Here is a 26,829-nt window from a genome sequence, read left to right as displayed (position 1 = left end):
GCCCCCATACCAACCGGATCACATCGGTGAGCGCCTGAGGCATGGCGCGTGCACGGAAATACACCCGTCACAAGACGTATCGAACCCATCGGCCGTACACCACCGTGTGTCCACCTACTGGAGGATCGTATGCAATCCAGCCCGTTGACCTTTACGGATGCCGCCACCGAGATGGCCCGATTGAACGCCGCCACCGGCTGGACCGCCGCCCACGCAGCATCATGGGCCAGGCGTCATCATATCTCCGCACCGGAGACCGTGCGCCTCATTCGCGCCAACGCCGGCGATCTGGTGCTCATGGAGGAGGACTACGACCATGGCATCGCGTGGAAGGACGCGAGTCAGTTCGGGCAATGGCCAGACCGACTCCACAGACCGTGCTAGAGTGCGACAAATTTTCCCCTCGCAGCCTAGGAAGGAAAGGCTGTACGCAGCCGTGCGTATATCTGGAGCAACGACGCGGCCCAGATCTATGAAACGGAGGACCTTCCAGTTGCAGGAGCTGGGAAGTATCGAACGCGAAGTCCGGCGCTTCTCATGGTATCGTGTGGATCCTTGAAGGAATGCTCGGTCGTGGGTGCCATCGCAGACCTGCGCTGGCGCCCACGACTCCGACATGAGCATTCTGCCATTTTGGAGCGATGCCTCCATGAGCACCTAAAGCGACCGACACATGGGGGGCGAACTGCATCGCCCAATCTACACGGGCCATCATACCGAGTCCGGCCTTTTCCGTATCGCTATTGCGTACCCATGCAGGTCCAATCAGCCATCGCCCTCCTTGCGACATGTCCGCACTCTGAGCCCACCCAGCAAGCACAGCAATAGAGAACAGACTCGGGAATTGCGCACATGGAGCACCAGTAACTGCGAGACACGCTGTGCCCCCCATGCTCAGATCCATTGAGGCAGAGACAGCAAGTATCAGCCCCCTGTCCGTCCCACTGCGTGCTGGAGTCGCCAACACAGTTGATAGTGCCAACGAGTTTCGATCGGAAGCTCTTGGTCCCCCGAGTCCACGACTGTATCCAGCGCCAAGATCCAGCGCGACCTGGGCCCCCGTCACACGTGCGTCAATAACGCAAGCGACAATGGCGCACAGTGCCAGAGTTCTTCTCATTTTTCCCTCTAGGCTAGCAATGTCTCACCCAAAGATCGCAAACCGCTCATGCCAACGTTTCAGAGGCGCACGGATCCAGTGCGCCCCTGAGACGATAGCTATATCACGAGCAGGTGAAGCGCGTGTCCATCGGGTCGATGGAAATGGACTTTACTGCATTGGTCGTACGACCAACTCCATCGGTTACGGTGTATTCAAGTCCAAAGCCTGTGAATCCGGCAGGACTCACCGAGTAGCCTGTACCAGTCGACACAGGCGTTCCATCACGCTTCCACGTCATCGTATATGGTGGCTGGCCACCCTGAAGGTCGATCGACCATGCGCAATAGGCGTAAGGACCTGTAACGCCCGGCCCAAGGATGGTGGCCATCAGGTCCGGCTGCTTGCTGTACAACAAGCGGTTGGGGCTGCCGCTTGGCAAAGAACTGAGAACGCCAGTCGTAGCCTTGTTCCGAATTGCGGCCGCAACAGTGGCCGGGTTAGCAGAAGGACTAAACTGCAGGAACATCGCGGCAACGCCTGTCGTATGCGCTGTAGCTCCAGACGTGCCACCACCGGACACAATAGGCGCGTACAAATCTAGGCACGATCCGTAGTTACTGCTAGATGTTGGCACGTCAGTCGACGGTACTGTAGCGCCTACCGTAATCGCCCCACCTTGGTGCGCCGGGGAAAATCCGCATGCATCCTGCGGCGTGCCACTCGAATTTCCGTTGCCGGCAGCGACCACCACGGTAATACCTGCGCTGATTGCATCGTCGACTGCATCGTCGACTGTGAATCCGCAAAAAATCCATGCGCAATCTCTTGTAAAGCTAAGATTCGCCACAGCAGGACGAGGGCTATAGTCCGAGATGTAGTCCAACGCCGAGGAAGCAGCCCCTGTGCTGATGTCATCGCACGCCGTTGTCTCGTTTACCCGTGCCGAAAACACGACGGCCTGCTTCGCTGGTCCGTTCGTGCTACCAGCCGCCCACTTCGCCATCAGGTTTCCGTGATCGCCTTTGGGCAAAACCGAAGAGCAGATGCTAAACGGATCCTGCCCACCATTGCTAACTGAATGCGCAGTGGAGAAGCGCCCAGAGAGCTCCGACTCGTACTGATTGACGCCGTTGTCCAGAATCCAGATATAGACGCCGTTGCCAGTAGCCGAATACTCATACGTGCCATTGAGGCTCAGATTTCTCTGATCCATGCGATCCAAGCCATCAGGGGCAGAAGACTGCGTGGTATCCCCTACGCCAGTGATCTGCATGAGCAAGTCAGCCTCGATCGACCTAATCCTCAGATCCGCGCGAAGCTTCTGTAGGGATTCGTCTGGAATCTCTCCCCAATATCCTCGCAAGCGATTCAACACACCATGTGTCTTCGCTCGATACTCAGATTCCAATTCGGAGACCATCTGCCGCACATCGACACCTTCAGAGAAACGCAGGATGTAGCGGCCGCGTACCTGGCGTGGAGCATCGACTCCGACAACTGGCAACAACCCATCAACACGCTCGCGCGCGCGCGACAAGGAAGGCTGCGAAGGCTCCGAGACAGAATACGAGGTTCGTTCAGGCGAGCAAGCCGTGAAGAGCAGTACGAAGGAGACCACAATTGTTTGAATCTTCGAACGGCGAACAACTTGATGAGAATCTTTGAGAGTGATACGCAGCACAAGAAACTCCTTTGATAGAGAACAATACAAAGAGCAAGAAACGAATGTGCTACAGGTCTAGCAGAAATCACATAAGCACCTCCTTTTGTCACCACTGCAATACGCACGAAGCGCGAGCCATAATCATACGCGCCTCCTATTCCGGCAAGAGGTTTTTTTCATTGCACCCACGACATTGAAGAATTGAGAACAGAAAATGTGATTGTGACCACATAGAGAAAGATGACCTGAACGCACTCGTGACGATTGTCACTAGATACGGACCTCCACAGTGGTGCGAGCATTCAACGTTCATACATGCCTCTTGAAGTCCATGTAGTTTTGCGCGATCGAGTGGTATCGTAGGTTCACGCCGACGTCAGCAGGACTCTGAGCACGATCACAAAGCACGGCCTCTTCGAGGCTGCCCGCGACGCTGCATCAACGCTGCGCGATCGACACGAGTGCGATCATCCCCAGACGTCCACGAGTGGTGAATGCCGGAGTGCACGCACAGGAATACCGCCCTTTCGGCGCACAATCTGACTTTTGAGTTCCGCACTTCAACGCCGGACTTTGCTTCGTCGGCAAGTGAGTCTCGACACTCCGGCATCGATTGCGCTCCACACCCCACGTCGGCGAAGCTTCAGAATGACGAGCACTTCAAGGATCACCTCGGCGCCAACATGCTCGCACCGATTTGTGCGACGGAGATGGAGCTCCCTTTCACCTTGGCGATGCAACGGCAAAGGTTCGTTTAGTGTTTGAAGAACCTGGAGAGCTCGTTGGGCAGCCTCACCCAGCACATAGCGCGAGTGGCGTGAGCCCGACCAAAGCGCCGCATACCGCTGGTCGGTACCTGTTCAGCGGACAATACACGGACTCGCATCGTGCCCCCACAAAAGGGAAAGCAACAAAGTTGCCGGCTGCCCGTGCGTAGACGTCTGCGCGCTTCTACAGTATTCACAGGCAGTGCGTTGAATCCGCCGCGAACGGCGCCAAGAACTCAATTCAGAACATACCCAAGGTCCTTCATTTCAGACTGAGCCGGCCGCAACACTACGGGCTGCAAAGAAGCCAGTCGCGGATCATCGCATGCGGTTTGCATAGGTCGACCTGGCACATATACAAATACCGATAGGTCCAAAAACGCGGTCATTCCTAATATTAACATTTCGGGCGACCGTGACCGGGGTGGGGATCGAACCCACGACCTACGGATTAAAAGTCCGCTGCTCTACCGACTGAGCTACCCGGTCTCACGGTCCACCGCGATACCACATCCCTGACGGGACGCGTGAGGACGAAGGATCACCGGTTTGCAGATGAGGGTCAACTGTCACCTTACAACACGAACGGCGCGGGAGCTGAGCTCCCGCGCCGTTCGCTTCGCCCGCCGTCTCGACCAGCACCGGTGCGCAATACGCGGTGGTGCCGAGTCGATGGACGAGGGGTTAGCCGTTTTACTCCGGCGACGTGATGGCCGCAACCGTGGCCGTCGTCTGGCCACCCGTCTCGATGACGAACGTCACGCGGCGGTTGAGCTCCGCACCCGACTCGTCGCCCTTGGCACCCGGGCGCACCAGGCGCGTCTTGCCGTAGCCCACCGTGCGCAGGGCCGAGCCATCCATGCCCTTCGTCACCAGGAAGTCGCGCACCGCGTCGGCACGTTCACGCGACAGGCGGAGGTTGTAGGCCGCGCTGCCGGCCGGGTCAGAGAATCCTTCCACCGTGATCGTGGCGCCCGGGTAGTGCGACTGCGCCACCTGAGCGAACTTCTCGAGCGCCGCCTGGTCTTCCTGACGCACCGCGGCGTCATCGAAACCGAAGTGCACCGGCATCGCGAACTTCACGGCGCCTTCAAGGGCCGAGATCTTCGCGCCGTATTCCGTACGCAGCGTCTGGAGGTCTGCCTTCAGCGCGGTCAGATCGGTGCGGAGGCTGTCGACCGAACCACGCACACCGCGGACATCATTCTGCAGGGCGGCGTCGGCGTCCGTGCGCTCCGTGCGCTCCGTGGCCAGCGCCACACGCTGCTCTTCGAGACCCTTACGAACAAAGCCCTTCGTAGCACAGGCGCTCAACGTGGTGGCCGCGAGCACCGCCGTAGCTGCAAACTTGACGTATCGCATGGGTGTTCTCCTGTTCGTGTTTCGTGTAAGACTGCACACCAGCTTTGAACTCGGTGTGACCGGGGTTGGGGCCGCAGTGAGCGCGCCGACGTGCGCGCCGCGTTGGGCATCAACCACAGGCTGAAAGTGCTCACGAACAGGGGGCTGCGAAGTGCCTTATATCACCGATTTCGTCCCATTTTCCACGATCCGTGATTCGAGTCACCCGAAATTGCCAGAAGTTTTTGGTGCGGCGGCGCAGACGGTGACCTAATGGGCCCCGGGAAGTCCTTCCCTGTTAAGGGGCGCCCTGCCGACCGCCCTTGGACAGCCATTCGCCGCCGTCCACCACAAAGATTGCCCCGGTGATCCAGTCACCTGCCGGCGAGGCCAGGAAGGCCACCATGTTGGCGATGTCCCTCGGCATGCCCCACCGCCCCAGCGGGATCCCCGTCCGGGCATACTCGGCCATCTTCTCTTCCGCCGCCGCGAACAGGTCGGGCACACCACTGTCGGCGGGTGGTGTGAACGCCTTCTTCACGCCTTCGGTGGGAATCGGGCCCGGCGCAATGGCATTCACCCGGATCCGCTCTGGGGCCCACTCCACCGCCAAAGTCCGTGTGAGCGCGTCCACACCCGCCTTGGCCGCCGTCGCGTGCGCCATCAGCGGCCAACCCCGGTAGTGCAGCGTCATGGAGGTGCTGATGATGCGCCCTCCGCCCTGCTGGGCCATGATGGGATAAACGGCCTGTGAACAGTGAAACGTGCCGTACAGGTCGATCTCCACCACGCTCTTCCAGGCATTCGGCGACAGGGTGGCGCTGGGCGCGTAGAAGTTGCCAGCGGCGTTGTTGACCAGGACATCGAGACGCCCATGCTGTGCGGCGATGCCCTGCACCACCTCCTTCACCTGGTCAGCGTTGCGCACATCGAGCGTGACCGCGCTGGCCGACTGGCCCTTGGCCACAATGCCCTGCACCGCGCGCTGCACATTGTCCGCCTTGCGGCTCGCGATAACCACGTGCGCGCCCAGTTCGGCGAGCAGCTCCGAGATGCCCAGTCCAATGCCGGTGCCACCACCGGTGACGAGCGCCACCTGTCCATTGAGCAGGCCGGGGCGAAAGACAGCGGTCAGCGCATCAGTCATCGGAGAACTCCGGCAGAAGGATTGAGGCTTCGTGCGGTGTGTCGGGCGTCTGGTCATCGAGCGCCAGCGACGTCTGCACATTGAGGCAGAAGCTGAGACGATGGTGCGACGTCAGGCCATGCGTGCCGATCCCATCGCGATGCTGCACGGTGCCATAGCCAGCATTCCGTTCCCAGGCGTAGTGCCCGTGCCGGCGCGCGAGGGCGGTCATCAGGCGATCACGCGTGACTTTGGCCACGATAGAGGCACAGGCGATCGCATAACACTTGGCATCGCCCTTCACCACCGCGGTGTGCACGAGGCCGAGCGTGCGGAGTGGCTTGCCGTCCACGACCACGTGATGGGGATCGGTGCCAAGTCGCTGCGGGATGCGACCGAGCGCCCGCTGCATGGCGAGGACCGTGGCATGGTAGATGTTGAGCCGGTCCACTTCACGGGCACTGGCGGCGCCGAGTGAAAGCGCCAGCGCCTGCTCGCGAATACGCGCGGCGAGTGTGACACGGGTGGCGTGATCGAGCTTCTTGGAGTCGTCCACGCCCGCGATGGCCCGACGGTCGGCGGGCATGACAATGGCACATGCGACGACGGGGCCCGCGAGGGGGCCCCGTCCGACTTCATCCACCCCGACAAGGAGTGGACCATGTTCTGCGCGCAGTGTGCGCTCGATCGGGCTCCAGCGCGCCATCGCGCAGCTGTGGACTCGACGAGAACGCGACCGCTCGGCCTTACTTGGCCGGGCGAATGACCTTGCGCTCCTTGATGCGGGCAGCCTTGCCCGTCACGTCGCGCAGGTAGTACAGCTTCGCGCGGCGCACGGCGCCACGACGCACCACAACGATGTCGGCCAGCATCGGGCTGTGCACCGGGAAGATGCGCTCCACACCGATACCGTTCGACACCTTACGCACCGTGAACGTCTCGCTGACACCGGCGCCACGGCGCGCAATGCAGACGCCTTCAAAGGCCTGGACGCGTTCCTTGTCGCCTTCCTTCACGCGAACACTGACACGCACCGTATCGCCAGGACGAAACGGCGACACTTCCTTCATCCACTCCTTCTGCGTCTCGATAAACGGATGCATCGTACACTCCAGGGCGCCGAAACCACGGGCCCGTTCAGGTCCTTCGGATTCGAAGTGCCTTGCAGCCGGCAGAACCGACCACAGGAACATCGTCGCGAGAGGCCGTCGACGCGGCGACCGGAAGCGAATTCTTCCGAACCGAATCATCGTGGCATCGCCGCCGGGCTTTGTGGGTGGTCCTGACCGCGGACACCACAATCTCCGGGATTGAATCGCCCCCGTTTCCGGGGGAGCTTTGAAACATAAAATTGCCAAGCCGTCCGGCGCTAGGGGCGCATAGCCCAAGGTCCGACGCCCAATTTCGGCAGGCGCTCATTTATGCTTCCGGCCTATGTCAATCCGCCCAGAATACCCGGTGACGCGAAAAGACGACACCGTCGATGTCTATCATGGCACCTCAGTCGCTGACCCGTTCCGATGGCTGGAAGACGACCGGTCCGCCGAGACGGCAGCCTGGGTGGAGGCCCAAAACGGGGTGACGTTCGCCCATCTGCGATCGATCCCGTTCCGCGATGCTCTCCGGGATCGCATGACCCGCCTGGTGGACTACCCCCGCAGTTCGGCCCCCGAGCAGCGCGGGCCATGGCTGCTGTTCGCCCGCAACGAGGGGCTCCAGAACCAGCCGGTGTTCTACCTGCAGCGTGGCGAAGAGGGACCGGCAGAAGTCCTGATCGACCCCAACACTCTCTCGGCCGACGGTACCACGCGGGTGGCTGGCCTGACGTTCGATGGACAGGCGCGCTACATCGCCTACATGGTGAGCCACGCCGGTTCGGATTGGCAGCAGATCCAGGTCATCGATCTGGCCACCAGGATGACCCTCCCGGACATCATCGACTGGGTCAAAGTCTCGGCCATCGCCTGGCAGGGAAACGGATTCTACTACAGCCGCTACCCAGAGACTGCCGAAGGCGAGGGGACTTTCTCGTCGAAGAACGAAGATCATCAGGTCTACTACCACACGCTGGGCACCAACCAGGCCGACGACCGCCTCATCTACCACGACCCCGAGCATCCCCAGCGCTTTCACATCCTGGGTACCACCGAGGACGAACGGTTCGCCGTGCTCGAAATCAGTGACCGCGGCCAGGGCAAGGATGGCAACGCCGTGCTGGTGCAGGACGCGCGTCGTCCGGAAGCAGGCTGGATGCCCGTCTGGACCGAGTTCGACGATCAGCTGCGCGTGCTCGACAACGACGACGATGCGCTTCTGATCCTCACCAACCGCGGCGCGCCGAATCAGCGCGTTGTGCGTGTGGACCCGCGCCATCCGGCTGAAGATCAGTGGCAGGTGGTGATCGCGGAGCGCGAAGAACCGCTCGAGTCGGTGCACACCGCCGGCGGCCGGCTGTTCACGCTGCATCTGCGCGATGTCACTTCGCGCGTGGCAATGCATGCGTACAACGGCACCCACATTCGCGACGTGGAGCTGCCCGGACTGGGCACCGCGATCGGTTTTGATGGCGAGCGTGATGCGCAGTCGGTGTTTTACACGTTCACGTCGTTCACCGCGCCAGCCACCGTATATCGCTATGATCTCGCGACTGGCGTGAGTACGGTGTATCGCGCCGTGACGTTGCCGTTCGACCCGTCGCAGTTCGAGACGCGTCAGGTGTTCGTGACGAGCAAGGATGGCACCCGCGTGCCGGCGTTCATCGTGGCGCGCAAAGGTCTCGTCCTCCATGGCAACAACCCCACGCTTGTGTACGGCTACGGCGGCTTCAACGTGTCATTGCCGCCGGCATTCAGCGCACTGCGCGTGGCTTTCCTCGAGCAAGGCGGTGTGTTCGTGCAGGCCAACCTCCGCGGTGGCGGCGAATACGGGGAGGCTTGGCATCAGGCGGGCATGAAGGAACACAAACAGAATGTGTTCGACGACTTCATCGCCGTGGCCGAATGGCTGATCGCCAACGGCTACACACGCAGCGAACGCCTGGCCATGCAGGGCGGGTCGAACGGCGGCCTGCTGGTGGGTGCGGTGATGACACAACGTCCCGACCTGGCCGCAGTGGCCCTGCCCGCCGTCGGAGTGATGGACATGCTGCGTTTCCACACCTTTACGATCGGGTGGAACTGGATCGCCGACTACGGATCGAGTGACGATGCCGAGTCGTTTGGGTATCTGCACGCCTACTCGCCGCTGCACAACCTGCGCGATGGTGTGCGCTATCCCGCCACACTCATTACCACGGCTGACCACGACGACCGTGTCGTGCCGGCCCACAGCTTCAAGTTCGCGGCGCGATTGCAGGAAGCCCATGCAGGTTCGGCACCGGTCCTTATTCGCATTGAGACCAAGTCGGGCCACGGCAGTTCGTCACTGACCAAGCAGATCGAAGAAACGGCGGATGTCTTCGCCTTCATGCTTCATCAATTTGGCGTCACTCCCGCTTTCACCTGACGCCACCCGTTGTTGCTGTCCGAATAGCAAACCCAAGCCTGTCCCACCTAACACCTAAGACATAGAGCGTATCACCGAGCTCCCTCAAACCCATCATCCATTCTGCTTGAACAGCGGGAATGGTAGCAGGTTCTAGGGAGCTTGGTTCTAAGCTGTAAGCTGCAGGTTGTAGGTCGGACTGGCTGGGGTGCACAAGGTCATTTCACCGGAAACGGCCGCGGCGCCGGCAATTCCTCGGCAAATCGCCACGGCGCTGCCCCTTCTCGTGTGAGGGGGGTCTTGGCCAGACGAGCACGCACCATGGCAATGGGCATCGGACCGCCCTGCAGAATGGCATCATGGAACTGTCGGTCGGTCATCTTCTTCGACATGACCAGTTCCTTGTACAACGCCCGCAGCTGCAACCCGCCCAGCATGTACGCCGCCTGATAGATGGGTGAATAGCTGCCGTTGAACGAACGCCGCACTTCGGCCTCGGAGTTGGCACGCTCGAACGGCACCTTGTCCACCAGATATTCAATGCACTGCTCCGGCGTCATCTTGCCGAGGTGGAAGCTGAGCGAGAAGACAATGCGGGCACTGCGATGCATGCGCCACGCCAGTGCACCAAGTCGGTCTTCGGGGCGCACATGGAAGTCGCGATCCCACAGGAACATCTCCCAGTACAGCGAATTGCCCTCGTTCCAGAACGGCGTGGAGAACAGACGTCGATGCGCGTTGTAGCGCGCCGTCATGAACCCCTGCAGGTGATGCCCGGGATTGAGTTCGTGGAACACCACGGCCCGTGAAAAATGCGGGTTGTTGCCGCGGAGGCTCATGAACTTCTCCTCCTCGGTCATATCGTTAGTCGGATATGACACGAGGATGTTCTCCCCACCGAGGAAAAACGGGCTGACACGCTGCCGCTCGGGTGAGAGCATCTCCATACGCCAGTCTTCCCGCGCCAGCGCGGGGATCGTCACCCAATCGTGCCCCTCGAAGAACGCTTCCGCTTCGTTGGCGAGATCGCGAATGAGGTCGGGTTGCTTGCCGGGTTCCACATAGGTGTCCTTCACCTTCTCCATCGCCGCCTTCCAATCATCGCCCAGCCCCATCTGGCGTGCGGCCTTCTTCGCTTCCGCTTCGCTGAACGCGTACTCACGCTCGGCGATCGCAATGAGCTCTTCCGCCGTGTACGGGATCATGGCGTGGCGCAGATCCATGGCGAGACCGTCCGCACCAATCGGGTCGCCGATGATGGGCTCATTCGCCGCCGCAGCATTGCGCGTCGCCGGCTGCGCAGCACCTGCCCCACCGGGAGCGCCACCCGCAGGCGCCGCGTTGGCGACCTGAATGCCCACCAGACGCTGACGCACCGTCTGGGCATACCGGCGCAAGGATTCATCCAGGCGCTGCCACGGATTGGTCACCCACCACGAGAACAGCGGATCGTAGCCGTTGTAGTAGCGATACCAGGTGGTCACGACGTTGCGCACCTGATCCACTTCATCGGCGGCCCGATTGGCCACCGTGCGCGATACACGCGGCGGTGCGGGTCTTGGCGCACGGGCCGTTGTGTCACCAGCCGCCCGTGCCGGCGCGGGCTCGAGCAGTGTGCGCAGACTGTCCACCTGCTTGGTGATGTCCGCCAGCAGACGTGCGGCCTTCTGGCCGTCCACCGTCATCAGTTCCCGACGGTCTTCCTGCAGCTTGAGCAGCGCCGGAGAGAACGGCAGCAGCACGGCAGTTTCTTTGAGGTCCTTGTCATCACGCCCCATGAGATCGAGCTGGTAGCGTAAATGATTGTCGAGCAACACATAGTCGACCTTGCCCTCCTGCGAGAGCTTGCCGAAGTCGAGTTCAGTGAGCCGCTGCCGCCACGTCGTGTAAAAGACCCGCAGCCGATTGCGTCGTGATGGCGAGTCGGGTGTGTCGTACCGCCGTTGCAGTGCCCCCGCGTCGGCCGAGAAGCGCGAGATGATATCGGCCATCTCGCCCGAGGTGCTGCTCATGAATGACGTCAGCGCCGGCACACTGGCTTTCGGGTCCGCCGGGAAGACCTGGCGGGTCGTGGCGGGAATACCTGCCATCTGCGCGGCCGCATCCTGTGATGGCAGGACGAGGGCGGTGATCGCCATGATCAGTGCGGACGATGACGCGGCGGTGCGACCACGCATGGTGGCAAGCTCCAGAGGCACGGGAATGATGTATCGACAAAACATCGGCGGTCATCCGCAATGCCGGATGAACCGCCGCAGAACTTGTCGTGCCCCCAGTGTCAGCGCAACGATTCCAGCGCTTCCCACCGCTCCATCATCGCCAACAGCGACGCTTCCAGCTCTTCGGCGCGCGCCTGAATCGCGACCACCCGCGCACCATCGCGCAGCACATTGGGGTCAGCCAGATCGGCGTAGCAGCGGTCACGCTCCTCCTCCGCTGCGGTGATACGATCAGGGAGCGCCTCCAGTTCGGCGTTCTCCTTGAACGACAGCTTGCGCTTCTTTTCCTTGACCGGCGCAGCGGTGGCAACAGCCACCGGCAATGCAGCCGCCCGCGCCGCCACCGGTGCCTCCACCGGCGGTCGCTGACGCAGCCAGTCGGTGTATCCCCCCACGTACTCGTTCACCTGCCCCGGTCGGTCAAACACCAGCGTGCTCGTGACCACCGCATCGAGAAATGCGCGGTCGTGCGACACCAGCAGTACGGTGCCCCCAAATCCCAGCAGGAGCGATTCGAGCACGTCGAGCGTCTCCATGTCGAGATCGTTGGTGGGCTCGTCGAGCACCAGCACATTGAAGCGCCGCGTGAACAAACGCGCGAGCAAGAGGCGATTGCGCTCACCACCACTCAGGGCGCGGACCGGTGTGCGCGCGCGCTCCGCCGAGAACAGGAAGTCCTGCAGATACCCGTGCACGTGGCGCCGTTCAGTGCCGATCTGCACCCACTCGGTGCCATCACCGATGCTGTCGAATACTGAAAGCTCGGGATCGAGCTGCTCGCGCAACTGATCGAAGTACGCGATCTCGAGATTCGTGCCGTGGCGAACCGCCCCCGCCTGCGGCGCGATCTCACCAAGCAGCAAGCGAATGAGCGTGGTCTTGCCCGAACCGTTGGGACCGATGAGTCCCACACGATCCCCACGCATGATAGTGGTGGTGAGATCGCGCACGATGGGCCGATCACCATGCGCAAACGTCAACCCCTGGGTCTCGATGACGAGGCGCCCCGAGCGCTCGGCTTCCTGCACCTGCGCGCGCGTGGTACCCAGCCGCTCGCGTCGCTCCGAACGCTCCACACGCATCGACTCCAGGGCCCGCACGCGGCCTTCGTTGCGGGTACGGCGGGCCTGAATACCGGTGCGGATCCACACCTCTTCCTGCGCGAGGCGACGGTCGAAGTCTTCCCACGCCTTGGACTCGGCATGCAGCATCGACTCCTTGCGCTCGAGATAGGTCTCGTAGCTGTTGCCGAAGTCCACGAGCTGGCCACGATCAAGCTCGACGACCCGCGTGGCCACGCGCCGCAGGAACGCGCGGTCGTGCGTGACAAAGACCAGCGTGATGCCCTGCGCGATGAGGTACTCCTCCATCCACTCGATCGCATCGATGTCGAGATGGTTGGTGGGCTCGTCGAGCAGCAGCACATCGGGCGCGCTCACGAGTGCACGTGCAAGCAGCGTCTGTCGGGTGCGACCACCGGACGCGTGCTGGATCAGCGCATCGGCATCGAGTCCCAGATGTTGCAGCACGGTTTCCACGCGGCGATGGAGCTGCCAGCCATCGGCGGCGTCGATCTGGCGGTGACGTCGATCGAGCTCCGCGAGCGCGGCATCGGAGTGGTCGGTGCTCACCCGCTGCGACGCTTCGTGATAGGCCGTGAGCAGGCGCCCTCGCTCACCCAACCCGGAAGCCACGATATCGAAGATCGAACCCGTGAGCGTGCGGGGCACATCCTGCTCGAGGCGGGCCACCGTCACCCCACCCTGACGTACCACCAGACCGCCATCGGGGGTCAGCGTCCCATCGAGCACCTGCATGAACGTGCTCTTGCCTGCACCATTGCGCCCCAGCAGACAGACGCGCTCGGCCCGTTCGATGGCGAAATTCGCACCGTCGAGCACAGCCGGTCCGCCGAAGGCGACGGTCACCTCCTGCAACGAAATCAGCGCCATCCGGCCCCCATCCCACTCGTCATGGGGCGCAAGCTGCCCCCTGCCGCCGCCTCGCGCAACGCCTTGACCTGACCGGGATCCGCGGGTGCCAACATGTATACTTGGAAATGGCTGATGCCCTGAGCGGAAACCTGTCCGCCCCGCCTGTTCGGTCTCCGGTGCTGCTGTACGACGGGGAATGCGGCGTATGCGCGGAATCGGTGCAGTTCGTGCTGGCCCACGAGCAGCGGGCCCTCGACAGCGATCGCCCGCCCGTCCGTTTTGCGCAACTGCAGGGTGTGTTCGCCGAAACGATGCGCCGAAGGTTTCCCACCGCTCTGAATGTCGACTCGGTGGTGTGGGTGCCCGCAGCGCCCGACGACCACCACATCCTGGTGAAGTCGGACGCCGTGTTGGCAGTGCTGCGCTATCTGGGCGGACCGTGGCGGATACTGGGGTTCATTGGCCGTGTCGTTCCCCGACGTTTGCGGGATGCGATGTATGACGCCGTCGCGCGTCGCCGTCTGGGTCTCCAGGCCCAGCGCTGCCTGCTGCCCTTCCTCGTCGGTCCCTCGCGTTTTCTCGACTGACACGGCAGGATTCCGCATGGCTCTGCCCTTTCCCGAATACGACACGCTCGACGGCCTCGCATTGGCCGGCCTCATCGCCCGCCGCGAAATCTCGGCCACCGAAGTGACCGAGGCGGCGCTGGCCCGCATTGCCGATCGCAATCCGGCATTGAATGCGGTGGTCAGACCGCTGGACGATCTCGCGCGGGACATGGCGGCGAAGCTTCCACCGGATGCGCCATTTGCCGGTGTGCCGATGCTGATCAAGGATCTGCTGGCCAACATCGCTGGGGTGCCCACGAGCTTTGGCACGCGCGTGCTGCAGCAGGTGGTGCCCCAGCAGGACACCGAGCTGGTCGCGCGCTACCGGCGTGCCGGCGCCGTATTCGTGGGCAAGTCCAACACTCCGGAGTTTGGGCTCACACCGTTCACGGAAAGTCAGGCGCTTGGTCCGGCGCGCAATCCGTGGAATGTGGAGCGCACACCGGGCGGATCGAGCGGTGGGTCCGGTGCGGCCGTCGCCGCCCGTATGGTGCCGATTACGCATGGCGGAGATGGTGGTGGCTCACTGCGCATTCCCGCGTCGTGCAATGGGGTGTTCTCCATCAAGCCGTCGCGCGGGCGCATGCCCATGGGGCCGGATATCGGTGATTCGTGGCGCGGGTTTGTGCAGGAGCATGTCATCACCCGCTCGGTGCGCGACTGCGCCGCGATGCTCGATGTCACCATGGGCGAGGACGTGGGCACACCGGTGGCCATGCCGGCGTTCAGCGGTCGCTATCTCGATGAAGTCACGCGCGATCCGGGGACACTGCGCGTTGCCGTGACCTCCACGCCGTTCTTTGGCGACACGGTGCACGTCGATTGCGAGGCCGCGCTCAGCGATGCCGAATCACTGCTGACCAGCCTCGGGCATCAAGTGGAACGTGCGGCGCCGGTGCTGGATGGCCGCACCTTGGCCCGAGACTTCCTCACCATCGTGGCCGCGGAAGCGCGTGCCGACATCGACTGGCTGGGTGAACAACTGCGCCGCGCACCGCGTTCCGATGACGTAGAGGTGGCCACGTGGGCGCTGGGGCTCGTGGGCCGCAGCTTCGGTGCCTCCGATTACGCCACCAGTGTGCGTCGTCTGCAGCACGCGGGGCGCATCGTGGGCATGTTCTTCTCACGCTACGATGTGCTGGTCACGCCCACACTGGCGCTGCCGCCATTTCCCATCGGCATGCTGCAGCCCAACGGCGCCGAACGGTTTGCGCTGGCGCTCTTTGGGCGACTGGGTATTGGTGGCGCGTTGCGCATGGCGGGACTGCTCGATGAAACGGCCAAGAAAGTCTTCAGCTTCATGCCGTATACACCGCTGTTCAATGTGACCGGACAACCGGCCATGTCAGTGCCACTGTTCTGGAACGCCGAGGGATTGCCCATCGGCACGCAGGTGGTGGGTCGCTTTGGCGACGAAGCCACACTCTTTCGCCTGGCGGGCCAACTCGAGCAGGCGCGCCCATGGGCTTCGCGCGTGCCGCCGATGGTGGCGGCATCGCGCTGACCCACAAGGACAGTCTTACTTCTTCACCGTCGCGCCCACGAGCTTGGCCACCGCGCCGAGCGTGGTCTGCGCAGCGTTGAGCCCCAGGCGGAAGTCCGCATCGCTGAACGTCGCAAACACATCGGTGGGCTGGTGCCAGTGCGGATCCCAACCGCTGCCCACCTGCGTGCCACGCTCGTTCTCGCGCAGGCTCACTGCGGCGATGAGATCCTGGAACGGACCCGAGTCGGTGTTGGTCATGTGCGGCCCCACCTGCGCCGGATGGTCCGTGGCATACTTGGCGTTCGCGCCATGCAGCAACCACGCGAGCTCCGCCGACTGCTTGGCCATCTTCGAGTTGGACTGGAACTCGATGTTCACATCGGCCTCAGGGCGCTGGTCCTTGGGGATGCTGCCGTCAGCCTTGGGCATGCCATGATCGAACATCATCATGTCGTGCTGAATCATGCCCAACCACTTGGGTTCGGGATACTTGCCTGACCCCTTCGGCTCTTCAATGCCCTGCAGCTTGGCGCGCTGGTCCACATAGGCGCGTGCACCATTCAGGCCGGTCTCTTCGTTGTTCCACAGCATGAAGCGCACGGAACGCTCCGTCTGCACACGCGGATCGGCAAAGATGCGCGCGAGCTCCATCACAATGGCTGAACCCGAGGCGTCATCGTTCGCCGCTTCGCCCCAGCCAATGCCGTCCATATGCCCACCGATGATGTACATCTCGTCGGGACGCGTGGTGCCCACCTTCGTGCAATACACTTCCTGCCGCATGCCCGGCGTGCTGGGCTCCGCATTCAGCGCCCGCAGGCGCGCATCAGGCTGACGCAGGGAGTCGTTGTTCACGCCGGTGCGGGTACGAATGCCACGGGCACGTCCGCCGCCTGCCGCCACCGGGTTGGCCGGCGGACGATTGGCAGGGGCATTGCCTGCTCCGCCTGCGGGGCGCGGCGTCGGTGCGGGCGGATTGTACTCGTAGGTGATGCGCTCGGTGTTGGTGCAGCCATAGCTCTTGAGCTGCGCTTCGATCCAGTCGACGGCATCGCGGTTGCGCTTGGTGCCCTGGCGCCGGTCACCGAACTGCGTCAGCCCCTTGATGGTAGCCTTGTACCGACCGAGATCGAGCTGCGACACCATCACGGCGACGGGATCGGTGGAGTCGATCACCACCGGTGCGGCGGGCAACACGGCGCCTTGCGCGTGGAGGGGCGATGCAATCGCGGGGGCGATCACCGGCGCGACCCAGGCGACGAGCGCCGGCGCGAGCGGGACACGGAAGCGGCGAGAGAGCATGGTCGGGGATGGAAGGAGCGGCGCGAACCGGCAACACGGACGGTGAACCGGACAAGGAACTTCGTGACCCGTTCAAACCCTGCTGACGGAAGGCTCTGTCGAAACGTTGGCAGGACGAGAGTGCCCTGCCCCAATCACGACTCAAACCTGCCACGTCCGACACGGTCGTGTCAGGGTGCAAACCTCAGTCACTTCCGGACCCATGCCCCTCGACCTGTCCACCCGTCCCGGAACCGGTGCGCGCACCGAAGCCGGCCGCAGGACCACGCGGCACCCGCACTCCCTGGCCCTTACGCTGGCGGGGGCCGTGGCGAGCGCCGTGCTGGTGTCGGTCTTCCCGGTCTTCAATCCGCTTGCCGCACAAACCGAACGCCAGTCGCTCAGCGGCAGCCGTGTCGCGCTCTACAATCTCGTTGGCGAAGTACGCATCGAGCGGGGCCGCGGGCGCAATGTGGAGTTCGAGATCACGCGGCGCGGCGCCGATGCACGTCAGTTGCGCATCGAAACGGGTGATGTGCGCGGCATTCCGACCCTGCGCGTGATCTACCCCGACGACCAGATCGTGTATGATCGCGGTGGGGAACGGTCGTGGGGATCGACCGAATCCCGCATCCGCTCCGACGGGACCTGGGGCGGCGACAATTCATGGCGCGATGGTCGCAAGGTGCGCATCAGTTCGCGGGGCAATGGTCTCGAGGCGTGGGCCGACATCCGCGTGCTGGTGCCCGATGGACAGAAGTTCGACGCCAACCTGCTGGTGGGCGAACTCAAGGCCTACGATGTGGATGCCGACCTGTCGCTCGATGCCGCCTCGGCGCGCATCACCGCCGAGCGTGTGCAGGGTATTCTCGACATCGACAACGGCTCTGGCAGCATCGTTGTGCGCGACACGCGCGGCCCCTCGCTGCGACTGGATACGGGATCCGGCGGCGTGACCATTGATCGCGTCAAGGCCGACGACTGCTCCATCGACACCGGCTCGGGCGGAGTGGGCGGCACGGGCGCCGTATGCGATCGTCTCGACATCGACATCGGTTCGGGCAGCGTCCGGCTCATGGAGACCTCCGCCGGCAGCATCACCGTCGACGCCGGCAGCGGCGGTGTCACGCTCGACCTTCGTCAGTCCCCGCGCTCGGCATCGGTCGAATCAGGCTCCGGTTCGGTGAGCATCACCGTGCCCTCCAACTTTGGCGCCACGGTCGATATCGAAACGGGCAGCGGCGGCATCACGACGGACTTCCCGATCACCACCAGCCGCTTCGCGCGCCGTGAGCTGCATGGCACCATCGGCGATGGGCGTGGAAGACTTCGGGTGGAGACGGGATCGGGTTCGGTGCGACTGATCCGGGGCTCCTGATCCAGCCCACTGTTTGGGGGTTGCTACACGATGCGCGGGGCACGCCGGATTTCGGTGTGCCCCGCTGTGGTTCTCAGGGCTCGCTGTGCAGCACGTTCAGCAATCGTCCCGTGAAGCCGAACTCCCATGCGGTGCCGTAGCGAATATCGGCCACCACGAAGCGACCCTGTGCACGCGTCACCACGACAGTGTCTTTCCAGTTCACCGCAGGCCGCTGCGTGGCATTCGAAAACGCCATCACCACGAACGCGGTGTCAGCGTGCGAAATCACGGTGTCCGGGCGGGCATCCGTGCGTCCCTCGAACAGGCTGCTGAACGGATCGCCATCGACAAAGGGCGGCTTTTCGTCTGGTGCACGTTGAGCAGCGGTCGTGCGCGCAGCATCGGCGCTGGCCAATGCATTCGCCAGCGAGTCTCCGAGGAACGGGCGTAGCGCGCGCAGTTGCTCGGCATCGGGTACGCCTCGCACCCCAAGCGCGTCGAGCATGGCGTAGAGTTGCATCACGGCCTGCCGTGGCGTGGCCGGCTCGGATGGCGCGCACCCGCTGCCCGCGAGGAGAGCAATCGCAAGCGCGGCGACTCTCATTGGCGACCCAACCACGACACGAAGAGCGCAAAGAGATTGCATGCTGCGCATCACGCCGGCACCGCCTGCGGATTCACCGGTGGCTTCACCGCCTCTCGACGAGCGATTTCCCTGCGCAACAACCAGATGGCGAAGAGGGCCTGCGCGGTGGTGGTCACCACCGATAGCCACCAAAGATGCCGCAACTTGAAACCATCTTGCCGCGAGAGCCACAGCGCCGGCAAGGCAAACGTGAGCAGGCGGGATGCGCTGCTCAGCAGCGATGGCAGCGTGTTGCCGAGCGCCTGAAACATTCCGCTGCAGGTGAAGTTGATGCCCGTCGTCACGAAGTTCCACGAGATGATGCGCAGGAACTCCGCGGCCACCACGATCACGGCGGCTTCGTTGGTGAACCCCTGCACGAACAGCTCCGGGCGCCACTGGCAGATGAGCGTGAGCACCACCATCAATCCGCTGCCGAGAATCACGGCCCAGCGGAATGTGTCGCGTACGCGGTCGAGGTGCCCGGCACCCATGTTCTGTCCGGCCAGCGGCGCGGCCGAAAAGGCGATGGCCATCGCCGGCAGAAAGATGGACTGCATGACGCGGGCGCCGATGCCATAGCCCGCCTGCGCAGCAGCGCCGAAGTCCCGGATCACAAAGTAGTTCACGCCCGTGAACACGAACATCAGCGCGAACTCGGCGCCCGGTGGCACGCCGATCTTGAGCATGCGCCGCAGCACATCCATGCGCACCGTGAGCAGGGCGCGCTGGAAATACACATAGTGCTCGAGGCGAAAGAAGTACCCGAGCATCAGCATGACGCCAGCCGCGATGGCGATAGTGCTGGCGAGACCGGCGCCGGCCACACCGAGCGCACGCCCTGTGCCCCATCCGGCAATGAGTACCGGCGCGAGCACGATGTTGAGAATGACGGTGAGGATCTGCACGACCATCATGGGCTTCACGATACCGGTGCCGCGCAGCGCAGCGCCCATGGACACCAGCGCAAACTGCAAGCCGAGCCCGGGAATGAACCAGCGCAGATAGGTGACGCCGGCATCGTGCGTGGCCGCATCGGCACCCACGGTGCGCATGTAGTACTCGCACAGCAGGTAGCCACCCAGCACGGTGATCACGGCGCACACGCCGGCCCACACGACACTCTGATTGAAGATCAGGTTTGCGTCGTCGCGATCCTTGCGGCCCACGGCGTGCGAGATGAGTGCCATCGTCCCCACACCCAGCACCTGGGTGAGCGACATGACGATGTACTGCACATTGCCGGCGGCGCTCACACCGGCCACCGCGGCATCACCCAGGCGCGCGACGAACCAGAGGTCCACCAGGAAGTACATCGTCTGGAAGATCATGCCAGCGGCCATCGGCAGGGCCAGCCGCACGATGTGCTTCGGGATGGAGCCGTGAGTGAGATCGCGCACAAGAGATGAAGCCAAGGTGGGCGCCCGGTCGACGCGTCGGCGTGACGCGAGCGTGCGGGAACGCTGGCGTACCGGGACAGGCCGCGCAATATCACCAGGCCTGTTTCCCGACCTGATTCATACATTGCCGGGAGGAGGCCTGCGGTCCATGTTCCTCGCGGGTTCCTGACCTTCCCACCGACGCCCGTCCCTTCCTCCCGCCTCTCATGCGTCGTCTCACTGTGGCTGCGGCGCTCGCCGCATTCGCGTCTCCCGCCATGGGGCAATCCAGCGCCTCCATGCCACCCGTCAATGACCGCCCCAATCCGTTCCAAACGGTCGAGGGTTGGGCCAAGCTCCCCAGCGGCCGCACCTGGGGCTCCACCAGCGCGGTGGCCATCGACAAGGATGGCAAGAGCATCTGGGTCGCAGAACGCTGCGGCGTGAACTCCTGCGCTGCGTCCACGCTGCCATCGGTGCTCAAGTTCGACGAACGCGGTACGCTGGTCGCATCGTTCGGTGCGGGCATGATCCTGTCACCGCACGGCATTCATGTGGACCGTGACGGCAACATCTGGGTAGTCGACTGCGCCTGTACCGGAGGCGGCAACACGCCGGCTCCACAGGGAAAGGGACACCAGATCTACAAGTTCTCGCCGAAGGGCGAACTGCTCATGACGCTGGGTGCCCCCGGTGGCGGCCGCGACAGCGCGTTCTTCTGGCAGCCCAACGCCGTCATCACGGCGCGCAACGGCGACATCTACGTGGCCGAGGGCCATTCGTCGCGCGCGGGTGCGAACGCCCGCGTGCTGGTGTTCGACAAGGCGGGCAAGCTCAAGCGCACGTGGGGCACGTTCGGCAAGGGCGATGGCCAGCTCGACCAGCCGCATGCACTCGCCATCGATTCACGCGGTCGCCTGTTCATCGGCGATCGCGGCAATGACCGTATCCTGATCGTCGACGAGCAGTTCAAGGTGCTCGACACCTGGTATCAGTTCAGCCGACCGAGCGGCATCTGGATCGACTCGCGCGACTCGATCTACGTGGCCGATTCCGAGTCAGGCTCTGTGAACCCGCCACATGGCGCCTGGGTACGCGGCATCCGCATCGGCAGTGCGCGCACCGGCGTGGTCACGGCATTCATTCCCGACCCGGAAGCCAAGCCGCCCAGCACCTCCAGTGCAGAAGGCGTGGCTGTCGATGCGGCCGGCAACATTTATGGTGCAGAGGTCGGACAGAAGGCACTCAAGCGCTACGAACGCAAGAAATAGCGCTGGCCGCTAAGGAACAGCGGTGGGAACACAGATTCCACAGATAAACTGAAACCCACAGATACAACACAAAAATGCTGTATCTGTGGGATTGTTTTTGTATCTGCGCGATCTGTGTTCCACCCGCTGTTCGCGGTTCTCGCCCCGCCTAGCGCTTGCGTGGCAGCTTGAGCGCGACGAGGCTGGTGTTCTCCTCGGCGCCGGTCGCGAAGACGATGTACTGATCGCCCTTGTGCAGGAACGTCATCGGCACGGCGGTGGTCTTGGCCGGAATTTCCAGTGCGCCCACCTGCTTGCCGGTCTTCTTGTCGAGCGCGAAGAGCTTCGGCGGTTCACCCGGCAAACCACCGCTGCGGCCCGTGCCATAGATGACGAGCGACTTGGTGGTGATCGCCTGCGCCTGACCACGTCCCGGCAACTGCGGGATGTTCACACCACTCCAGAGCGGATCGCGGCTCGTCTGCTTGATGAAACCGGCGTTCGGCATCCACCACGCCTTGTCGCCGCTCTTCATGTCGTACGCCGTGATGCCGCCGTATTCCTTGGGCTTCACGATGGAAATACCGCCGATCATCGAGCCCGAAGCACGCCCCGCGAAGCCCACGTTCTCCGGCTTCTTGTAGCCCGCCGGCGCCGGCAGCGCACCGATCAGACCGCAGTTGGCGGCCGGTGAGCTGTAGGCGAATTCCGAACACGGATCGTTGGCCAGCGACGTGGTGCTGAGGCCCGTGATGGATGCGACATACAGAAGACCCGTTTCCGGATCCATCGTGGCACCACCATCGATGTTCACACCACCACTCGCGCCCGGGGCATACCACGCGCAGCGGAAGCCCGTGCTGTCCTTGCCATCGTTTGCCGCTGGCGGAATGTAGTACGGTCCCATGCGGCACTTCTTGGCCAGCGCGAGCGCCGAATCCTTGATGGCCGGCATATAGTCGATGAGATCGGCTTCCACCAAGCCCTGCTGCGAATACGGCGCCGGCTTGGACGGAATCGGCTGCGTGGGCGCCGACTTCTCGCCCGGCACGCCACTCGCCAGCACCGGCTTTTCCTCGATCGGCCAGATGGGTTCACCGGTCGCACGATCGAACACGTACAACCAGCCCTGCTTGGTCGGCTGTGCCACCACCTTGCGTGCACGGCCGTTCACCGTCACGTCCATCAGGTTCGGTGCCATCGGCGCGTCGTAGTCCCAGATGTCGTGGTGCACCATCTGGAAGTGCCACTTCCGCTTGCCCGTCTTCACATCGAGTGCGACCAGACTGTTGCCGAAGAGATTGTCGCCCGGGCGATGACCGCCGTATTCGTCCATGAGCGGCATGCCCACCGGGATGTACACGAGTCCGAGCTGTTCGTCGGCCGCATACGGCGCCCAAGCGTCCACCTTGCCCACACCCTTGGTGCCCTGCTTGGAACCATTCTTCCAGCTATCGGCACCGTACTCACCAGGCTGCGGCACGAGATTGAACTTCCACAACAGGCGACCCGTCGGGATATCGAACGCGCGTACCGTGCCGATCGGATTGCTGGCCTTGATCGGGTAGTAGCCGTGAATCGACGAGTTACCGACGATGAGCACATTGCCCACCACCATCGCCGGTGAGCTGGCCGCGATCTGGCCCTCGATGCCAACCGTGCCGTCGGCACCGATCTTCTTCACCGGATCCCATGTCTCGCCCGGCTTGGCTTTGCGATACGGCGCCGCGTCGGAGATGATGAGCGGACCCGAGTCATCTACGGCGAGTGGTACCATCGGATAGCCGAGACCTTCCATGAGGTCGATCACGCCGCTCTTGCCGAACGCGGCGTCTGGCTTGCCCGTCTTTGCATCGAGCGAGACGAGATGATATCCCGGCGTCACCAGCAGGATGCGTTCACGCGCACCGTCGGTCCAATACGACACACCACGTCCCGCGAACTGACGCGGAGCCTTCTGCCAACGAATGCCTTCGTCGAGGCGATACATCCACAGGGTCTCGCCCGTGGAGGGATCGAGGGCCGTGGCGACACGCCGTGTGCTCGCGACCGTGAACAAGCGGCCGTTCGCATACAACGGCGTGGTGCGATAGTACTCGTCCTTGCCGAACGCGCCGCCCTTCCACTCCCACGCCACCTGCAGCGAGTCGAAGTTGGTGGCATTGATCTGTTCGAGCGGCGAATAGCGCGTGCTCCACTGGTCGGCGCCCCAATGACGCCATTCCCCATAGGCATTGCCACGCTCGAGCGGCTTGCCGGGCTGCGCCGTCGACGTGCCCGCCTGCACGAGCAGCGCACCTCCCACTGTTGCAGCAATCGTGGCCAAGGCCACGAGCTTCGCGGTCCCACGTCGCGTCATCATCACTCCCGGTTGCGTTCAGTGTATTCCCCACCGCGTGCCACCGGCGCTTTCGCCGTATCCACGCGCACTGCCTTGAGCCACGCCGGTTCGGCCGACAATTCCGTCTTGCCCGCCGGCATGCCATTGAGCCGCAGAATGTATGCGGTCACCCACACGTACTCGTCTTCGGTCAGCGTGCCAGGCGCCGTCTTCGGCATCAACTGGCTGAGATAGTCGAACAGATCGAACAACGGGCGCCCGAACCACTTGAGTTCGAAAGCCGCGCCCATATGCGACGCTGTGGTATGACAGCCGAGGCAGGAACTGGCAAAGACTTCCTTGCCCTTGTTCGCCTGCGCGGTGGTGTACACCCCCGCCATGGTCGAACGTGGTGCCGCCTGTGCTTCGAGCGGTCTCCCCGTCACGGCACTGCCGACAAGCCCGCCACCCAGCAACACCAGCCACGTCAGTGCCGACACCTTCGTCTTCGGTTGCTGCAACCGCGTCATCACACCCGACAGCGCCCACATCAGTCCCACCAGCACGAGCACGATCATCGCCACGCGAATCACCACCAGCCAGAAGTCGATATCAAACGCCGGCATCGCCAGCGTCATGCCTTGCAATGCCGACGCGCGATCACCCATCCAGTGCCAGGCCTCATGCGCCACCAGCGCCGAGGCCACGATCACACCGGGGCGCTCGGGGATCATCTTCGCAAACACGTAGTCCAGTACTGGCACGGCCACCAGCAGCACCACCACCTGCGCGAGCTCCACGCCCACATTGAACGCGGCCAACGCCGTCAGCAGGTGACCACCGGCAAACTGCAACTCCTCCTGCAGCACCGCCGAAAACCCGAAGCCGTGCACGAGACCGAAGACAAACGCCATCATCCAGCGGCGTTCGAGCTTCGCACCCACAATGTTCTCGAGCGCCAGCACCACGATCGACGCCGCGATCACCACTTCCACCAACGGCGCAAACCACTGCACATCGGGCGCATAGCCCAACGCGGCCGCGGCCAGCGTGATGGAGTGTGCAATCGTGAACGCCGTGACGATCCCGATCAGCGGCCGTACACGCCGGAACGGCAGCACGAGACAGAGCACAAACAGCACGTGATCGATGCCACCGAACATGTGCAGCGCTCCCTGCCCCACGAAGCGTGCTGCGGCATGCCACCACGACGGATCGAGACGCACCGAGCCTGGATTGCCATTCCACGTGAACAGCCGCTCCGCGCCATCGGCCAACACGAGCCGCATCACCGTGGTCGTCTCGATGCCCAGGTGCGCCCACTGCGGTTCGAGGACGAGGTCGGTCACCGGCTTCGCCAACGGCACCTCGAGCAGCACATCGAGCGACAGCTGCAGCGGCGCGATGCGCACGGTATCCGCCAACGGCTGTGTTTCCACGGCGGTGAGCGCGGTGCTCCACTGCTCGAAGGCCCGGTCGCCGGGCATCGCCGCTCTCACGGCGATCACATCGGGAGACGGCAGCGCTTCGCCACCGTCGCGCAGCCGGATCCCATCGGCCACCCACAACCGGGCCGCGTCATGCAGGAACGGCGTGAGGCGTGCGACATCGACCGCCCCATCGCGTGCATCCGTACGCAGCGGGAACTCCACATCACGCACGGCATCCATGGGAATGCGCACCAACAGCCGGACACGATCAGCCTGCGGCATCACAAACGCCCGCACCGCCACATGGCGCGGGATTTCGTGTGCCGATGCCGTCGATCGTGGAATCACACTCACGATCAACGCGGCGCAGAGCGCGAGCAGGAACTTGCAGAAGGTCGACACGCGCAACGGCACGTCTGGACAGGTGGGAACGGGCGGGTTACTTAGGTGGGGCACTTCATGGTGCTTCGGGGGCGCTTCACCGTCGTTTCGACGGCTGGTGGGAGCGCCCTGCCCCCATGCCGCTTCATGCGGTCACAGCGGGCGGCCCGGGGCGCCGCAAGAACTTATCTCCTCGCCCCGCAATTGCACACGGGGTTCCCACCTCATGGAGTATCCGATGCGGAAGGTCCGCCTCTCGGCACGCTGGACGGCGCTGCTCGTCTCCCTCGCGGCACTTGGTGCCCTGCATACCACGCTGCAGGCCGATGACATGCAGACCGTGCAGGCCCCACGGTTCGAAGTCGACCCGCTCTGGCCGCGCCCCATGCCCAACCACTGGATCCTGGGCTCCGTCATCGGCGTGGGTGTCGACAGCCGCGACCACGTCTTCATCATCCACCGCGGCGACTCCACACTGAACCAGCGCACCGAGTCCACGGCCAAGGGTGCGCCGGATGAGTGCTGCTCGTCGGCACCGCCGATCGTGGAGTTCGACCCGAACGGCAACTTCGTGCGGGCCTGGGGCGGACCCGGCGCTGGCTACGAATGGCCGTCGTCCAATCACGGCATCACACTCGACGACAAGGACAACGTGTGGATCGGCGGCAATGGCGCCAACGATTCGCACATCCTCAAGTTCACGCGCGACGGCAAGTTCCTCGCGCAATACGGCACGCCCAAGCAGCCGTCCAACAGCAACGACAGCACACACTTCGGACGCGTCGCCAAGATCTCGTTCGATGCCAAGGCCGGCGAGGCATTCGTCTCCGACGGCTACGGCAACAAGCGTGTGGCCGTGCTCGACATGAACACCGGGAAGCTCAAGCGATACTGGGGCGCCTATGGCAACAAGCCCGACGACGCGCGCACGCCGCCATACGATCCGTCGGCACCGCTCATCCAGCAGTTCCGGAATCCGGTGCACTGCGCCGAGCCCACGTCCGACGGCCTGGTGTATGTGTGCGACCGTCCCAACGATCGCATCCAGGTGTTCCGCAAGGACGGCAGCTTCGT

At 63.4% G+C, this 26,829-nt stretch carries 19 protein-coding genes and 1 tRNA gene; 7 read left to right on the top strand and 13 right to left on the bottom strand.

What is annotated here, in order from left to right:
* The first annotated feature begins 129 nt into the window (after positions 1-129).
* Positions 130-384 carry a hypothetical protein gene (locus VGE27_RS10525; protein WP_331049605.1) on the top strand — a complete coding sequence of 85 codons (255 nt, stop codon included), beginning with the start codon at positions 130-132 and terminating at the stop codon, positions 382-384.
* 839 nt (positions 385-1,223) lie between these two features.
* On the opposite strand, the gene VGE27_RS10520 is transcribed toward VGE27_RS10525, so the two are convergent.
* From VGE27_RS10520 to rplS, 6 genes are all read right to left on the bottom strand, one after another.
* The gene (locus tag VGE27_RS10520) at positions 1,224-2,783 is read right to left on the bottom strand and encodes a S8 family serine peptidase (protein ID WP_331049604.1); all 1,560 of its coding nucleotides are present in this window, start codon (positions 2,781-2,783) and stop codon (positions 1,224-1,226) included.
* Positions 2,784-3,948: 1,165 nt separating this feature from the next.
* Positions 3,949-4,021: transfer RNA gene (locus tag VGE27_RS10515), tRNA-Lys, on the bottom strand.
* A 204-nt stretch (positions 4,022-4,225) separates the two neighbouring features.
* A complete protein-coding gene (locus VGE27_RS10510; RefSeq protein ID WP_331049603.1) occupies positions 4,226-4,894 on the bottom strand; it encodes an OmpA family protein in 669 nt (222 codons plus the stop codon).
* A gap of 277 nt (positions 4,895-5,171) precedes the next feature.
* The gene (locus tag VGE27_RS10505; RefSeq protein WP_331049602.1) at positions 5,172-6,020 is read right to left on the bottom strand and encodes an SDR family oxidoreductase; all 849 of its coding nucleotides are present in this window, start codon (positions 6,018-6,020) and stop codon (positions 5,172-5,174) included.
* Positions 6,013-6,705 carry a ribonuclease HII gene (locus tag VGE27_RS10500; protein WP_331049601.1) on the bottom strand — a complete coding sequence of 231 codons (693 nt, stop codon included), beginning with the start codon at positions 6,703-6,705 and terminating at the stop codon, positions 6,013-6,015. Before VGE27_RS10500 ends, VGE27_RS10505 begins: the two co-directional genes overlap by 8 nt.
* 40 nt (positions 6,706-6,745) lie before the next feature.
* Positions 6,746-7,102 (bottom strand): 50S ribosomal protein L19, encoded by a 357-nt coding sequence (gene rplS / locus VGE27_RS10495; RefSeq protein WP_331049600.1) that lies wholly within the window; start codon positions 7,100-7,102, stop codon positions 6,746-6,748.
* A 331-nt stretch (positions 7,103-7,433) separates the two neighbouring features.
* Between rplS and VGE27_RS10490 the strand changes: the two genes are divergently transcribed.
* Positions 7,434-9,503: a prolyl oligopeptidase family serine peptidase gene (locus tag VGE27_RS10490; RefSeq protein WP_331049599.1), complete on the top strand. Its 2,070-nt coding sequence runs from the start codon at positions 7,434-7,436 to the stop codon at positions 9,501-9,503.
* A gap of 197 nt (positions 9,504-9,700) precedes the next feature.
* On the opposite strand, the gene VGE27_RS10485 is transcribed toward VGE27_RS10490, so the two are convergent.
* The gene (locus VGE27_RS10485) at positions 9,701-11,659 is read right to left on the bottom strand and encodes a DUF885 family protein (RefSeq protein WP_331049598.1); all 1,959 of its coding nucleotides are present in this window, start codon (positions 11,657-11,659) and stop codon (positions 9,701-9,703) included.
* 101 nt (positions 11,660-11,760) lie between these two features.
* Positions 11,761-13,653 (bottom strand): ATP-binding cassette domain-containing protein, encoded by a 1,893-nt coding sequence (locus VGE27_RS10480; RefSeq protein ID WP_331049597.1) that lies wholly within the window; start codon positions 13,651-13,653, stop codon positions 11,761-11,763.
* Between the two features lie 107 nt (positions 13,654-13,760).
* Here VGE27_RS10480 and VGE27_RS10475 point away from each other — a divergent pair, with 107 nt between their 5' ends.
* Together VGE27_RS10475 and VGE27_RS10470 are read left to right on the top strand one after the other, a co-directional pair.
* Positions 13,761-14,222, top strand: coding sequence for a thiol-disulfide oxidoreductase DCC family protein (locus tag VGE27_RS10475; protein ID WP_331049596.1), 462 nt, complete (start codon positions 13,761-13,763; stop codon positions 14,220-14,222).
* A gap of 16 nt (positions 14,223-14,238) precedes the next feature.
* Positions 14,239-15,747 carry an amidase gene (locus VGE27_RS10470; RefSeq protein WP_331049595.1) on the top strand — a complete coding sequence of 503 codons (1,509 nt, stop codon included), beginning with the start codon at positions 14,239-14,241 and terminating at the stop codon, positions 15,745-15,747.
* 15 nt (positions 15,748-15,762) lie between these two features.
* Here VGE27_RS10470 and VGE27_RS10465 read toward each other — a convergent pair whose 3' ends face one another.
* Positions 15,763-17,031 (bottom strand): M20/M25/M40 family metallo-hydrolase, encoded by a 1,269-nt coding sequence (locus tag VGE27_RS10465; protein ID WP_331049594.1) that lies wholly within the window; start codon positions 17,029-17,031, stop codon positions 15,763-15,765.
* Between the two features lie 202 nt (positions 17,032-17,233).
* Here VGE27_RS10465 and VGE27_RS10460 point away from each other — a divergent pair, with 202 nt between their 5' ends.
* On the top strand, positions 17,234-18,388 hold the full coding sequence (locus VGE27_RS10460; RefSeq protein ID WP_331049593.1) for a DUF4097 family beta strand repeat-containing protein: 1,155 nt from the start codon (positions 17,234-17,236) through the stop codon (positions 18,386-18,388).
* Between the two features lie 73 nt (positions 18,389-18,461).
* Here VGE27_RS10460 and VGE27_RS10455 read toward each other — a convergent pair whose 3' ends face one another.
* Positions 18,462-18,890, bottom strand: a complete 429-nt coding sequence (locus tag VGE27_RS10455) for a hypothetical protein (RefSeq protein ID WP_331049592.1) — start codon at positions 18,888-18,890, stop codon at positions 18,462-18,464.
* A gap of 134 nt (positions 18,891-19,024) precedes the next feature.
* Entirely contained in the window at positions 19,025-20,410 is a 1,386-nt protein-coding gene (locus tag VGE27_RS10450; protein WP_331049591.1) for an MATE family efflux transporter, read from the bottom strand.
* Between the two features lie 191 nt (positions 20,411-20,601).
* Between VGE27_RS10450 and VGE27_RS10445 the strand changes: the two genes are divergently transcribed.
* Positions 20,602-21,645 carry a hypothetical protein gene (locus tag VGE27_RS10445; RefSeq protein ID WP_331049590.1) on the top strand — a complete coding sequence of 348 codons (1,044 nt, stop codon included), beginning with the start codon at positions 20,602-20,604 and terminating at the stop codon, positions 21,643-21,645.
* 148 nt (positions 21,646-21,793) lie between these two features.
* Here the strand turns inward: VGE27_RS10445 and VGE27_RS10440 are convergent, their stop codons facing one another.
* Both VGE27_RS10440 and VGE27_RS10435 read right to left on the bottom strand, forming a co-directional pair.
* Complete coding sequence (locus VGE27_RS10440; protein ID WP_331049589.1) at positions 21,794-23,983, bottom strand: PQQ-binding-like beta-propeller repeat protein; 2,190 nt, start codon at positions 23,981-23,983, stop codon at positions 21,794-21,796.
* Positions 23,984-23,985: 2 nt separating this feature from the next.
* Positions 23,986-25,776 (bottom strand): HupE/UreJ family protein, encoded by a 1,791-nt coding sequence (locus tag VGE27_RS10435; RefSeq protein WP_331049588.1) that lies wholly within the window; start codon positions 25,774-25,776, stop codon positions 23,986-23,988.
* Between the two features lie 217 nt (positions 25,777-25,993).
* Here VGE27_RS10435 and VGE27_RS10430 point away from each other — a divergent pair.
* A partial coding sequence (locus tag VGE27_RS10430) for a hypothetical protein (RefSeq protein ID WP_331049587.1) occupies positions 25,994-26,829 on the top strand: 836 nt, incomplete at its 3' end.

Origin of the sequence: Gemmatimonas sp. (assembly GCF_036405635.1) — a bacterium.
In the GTDB taxonomy this organism is placed as follows: domain Bacteria; phylum Gemmatimonadota; class Gemmatimonadetes; order Gemmatimonadales; family Gemmatimonadaceae; genus Gemmatimonas.
Note: the sequence above shows the minus strand (reverse complement) of the source record. Positions and strands in the feature narration are given on the sequence as shown.

Bases quoted from the DNA above. Each gene is read 5' to 3' on its own strand.
- VGE27_RS10525 (WP_331049605.1), top strand. From the start codon at position 130: ATGCAATCCAGCCCGTTGACCTTTACGGATGCCGCCACCGAGATGGCC.
- VGE27_RS10510 (WP_331049603.1), bottom strand. From the start codon at position 4,894: ATGCGATACGTCAAGTTTGCAGCTACGGCGGTGCTCGCGGCCACCACG.
- VGE27_RS10505 (WP_331049602.1), bottom strand. From the start codon at position 6,020: ATGACTGATGCGCTGACCGCTGTCTTTCGCCCCGGCCTGCTCAATGGA.
- VGE27_RS10500 (WP_331049601.1), bottom strand. From the start codon at position 6,705: ATGGCGCGCTGGAGCCCGATCGAGCGCACACTGCGCGCAGAACATGGT.
- rplS (WP_331049600.1), bottom strand. From the start codon at position 7,102: ATGCATCCGTTTATCGAGACGCAGAAGGAGTGGATGAAGGAAGTGTCG.
- VGE27_RS10490 (WP_331049599.1), top strand. From the start codon at position 7,434: ATGTCAATCCGCCCAGAATACCCGGTGACGCGAAAAGACGACACCGTC.
- VGE27_RS10485 (WP_331049598.1), bottom strand. From the start codon at position 11,659: ATGCGTGGTCGCACCGCCGCGTCATCGTCCGCACTGATCATGGCGATC.
- VGE27_RS10480 (WP_331049597.1), bottom strand. From the start codon at position 13,653: ATGGCGCTGATTTCGTTGCAGGAGGTGACCGTCGCCTTCGGCGGACCG.
- VGE27_RS10475 (WP_331049596.1), top strand. From the start codon at position 13,761: ATGGCTGATGCCCTGAGCGGAAACCTGTCCGCCCCGCCTGTTCGGTCT.
- VGE27_RS10470 (WP_331049595.1), top strand. From the start codon at position 14,239: ATGGCTCTGCCCTTTCCCGAATACGACACGCTCGACGGCCTCGCATTG.
- VGE27_RS10465 (WP_331049594.1), bottom strand. From the start codon at position 17,031: ATGCTCTCTCGCCGCTTCCGTGTCCCGCTCGCGCCGGCGCTCGTCGCC.
- VGE27_RS10460 (WP_331049593.1), top strand. From the start codon at position 17,234: ATGCCCCTCGACCTGTCCACCCGTCCCGGAACCGGTGCGCGCACCGAA.
- VGE27_RS10455 (WP_331049592.1), bottom strand. From the start codon at position 18,890: ATGCAACTCTACGCCATGCTCGACGCGCTTGGGGTGCGAGGCGTACCC.
- VGE27_RS10445 (WP_331049590.1), top strand. From the start codon at position 20,602: ATGCGTCGTCTCACTGTGGCTGCGGCGCTCGCCGCATTCGCGTCTCCC.
- VGE27_RS10440 (WP_331049589.1), bottom strand. From the start codon at position 23,983: ATGACGCGACGTGGGACCGCGAAGCTCGTGGCCTTGGCCACGATTGCT.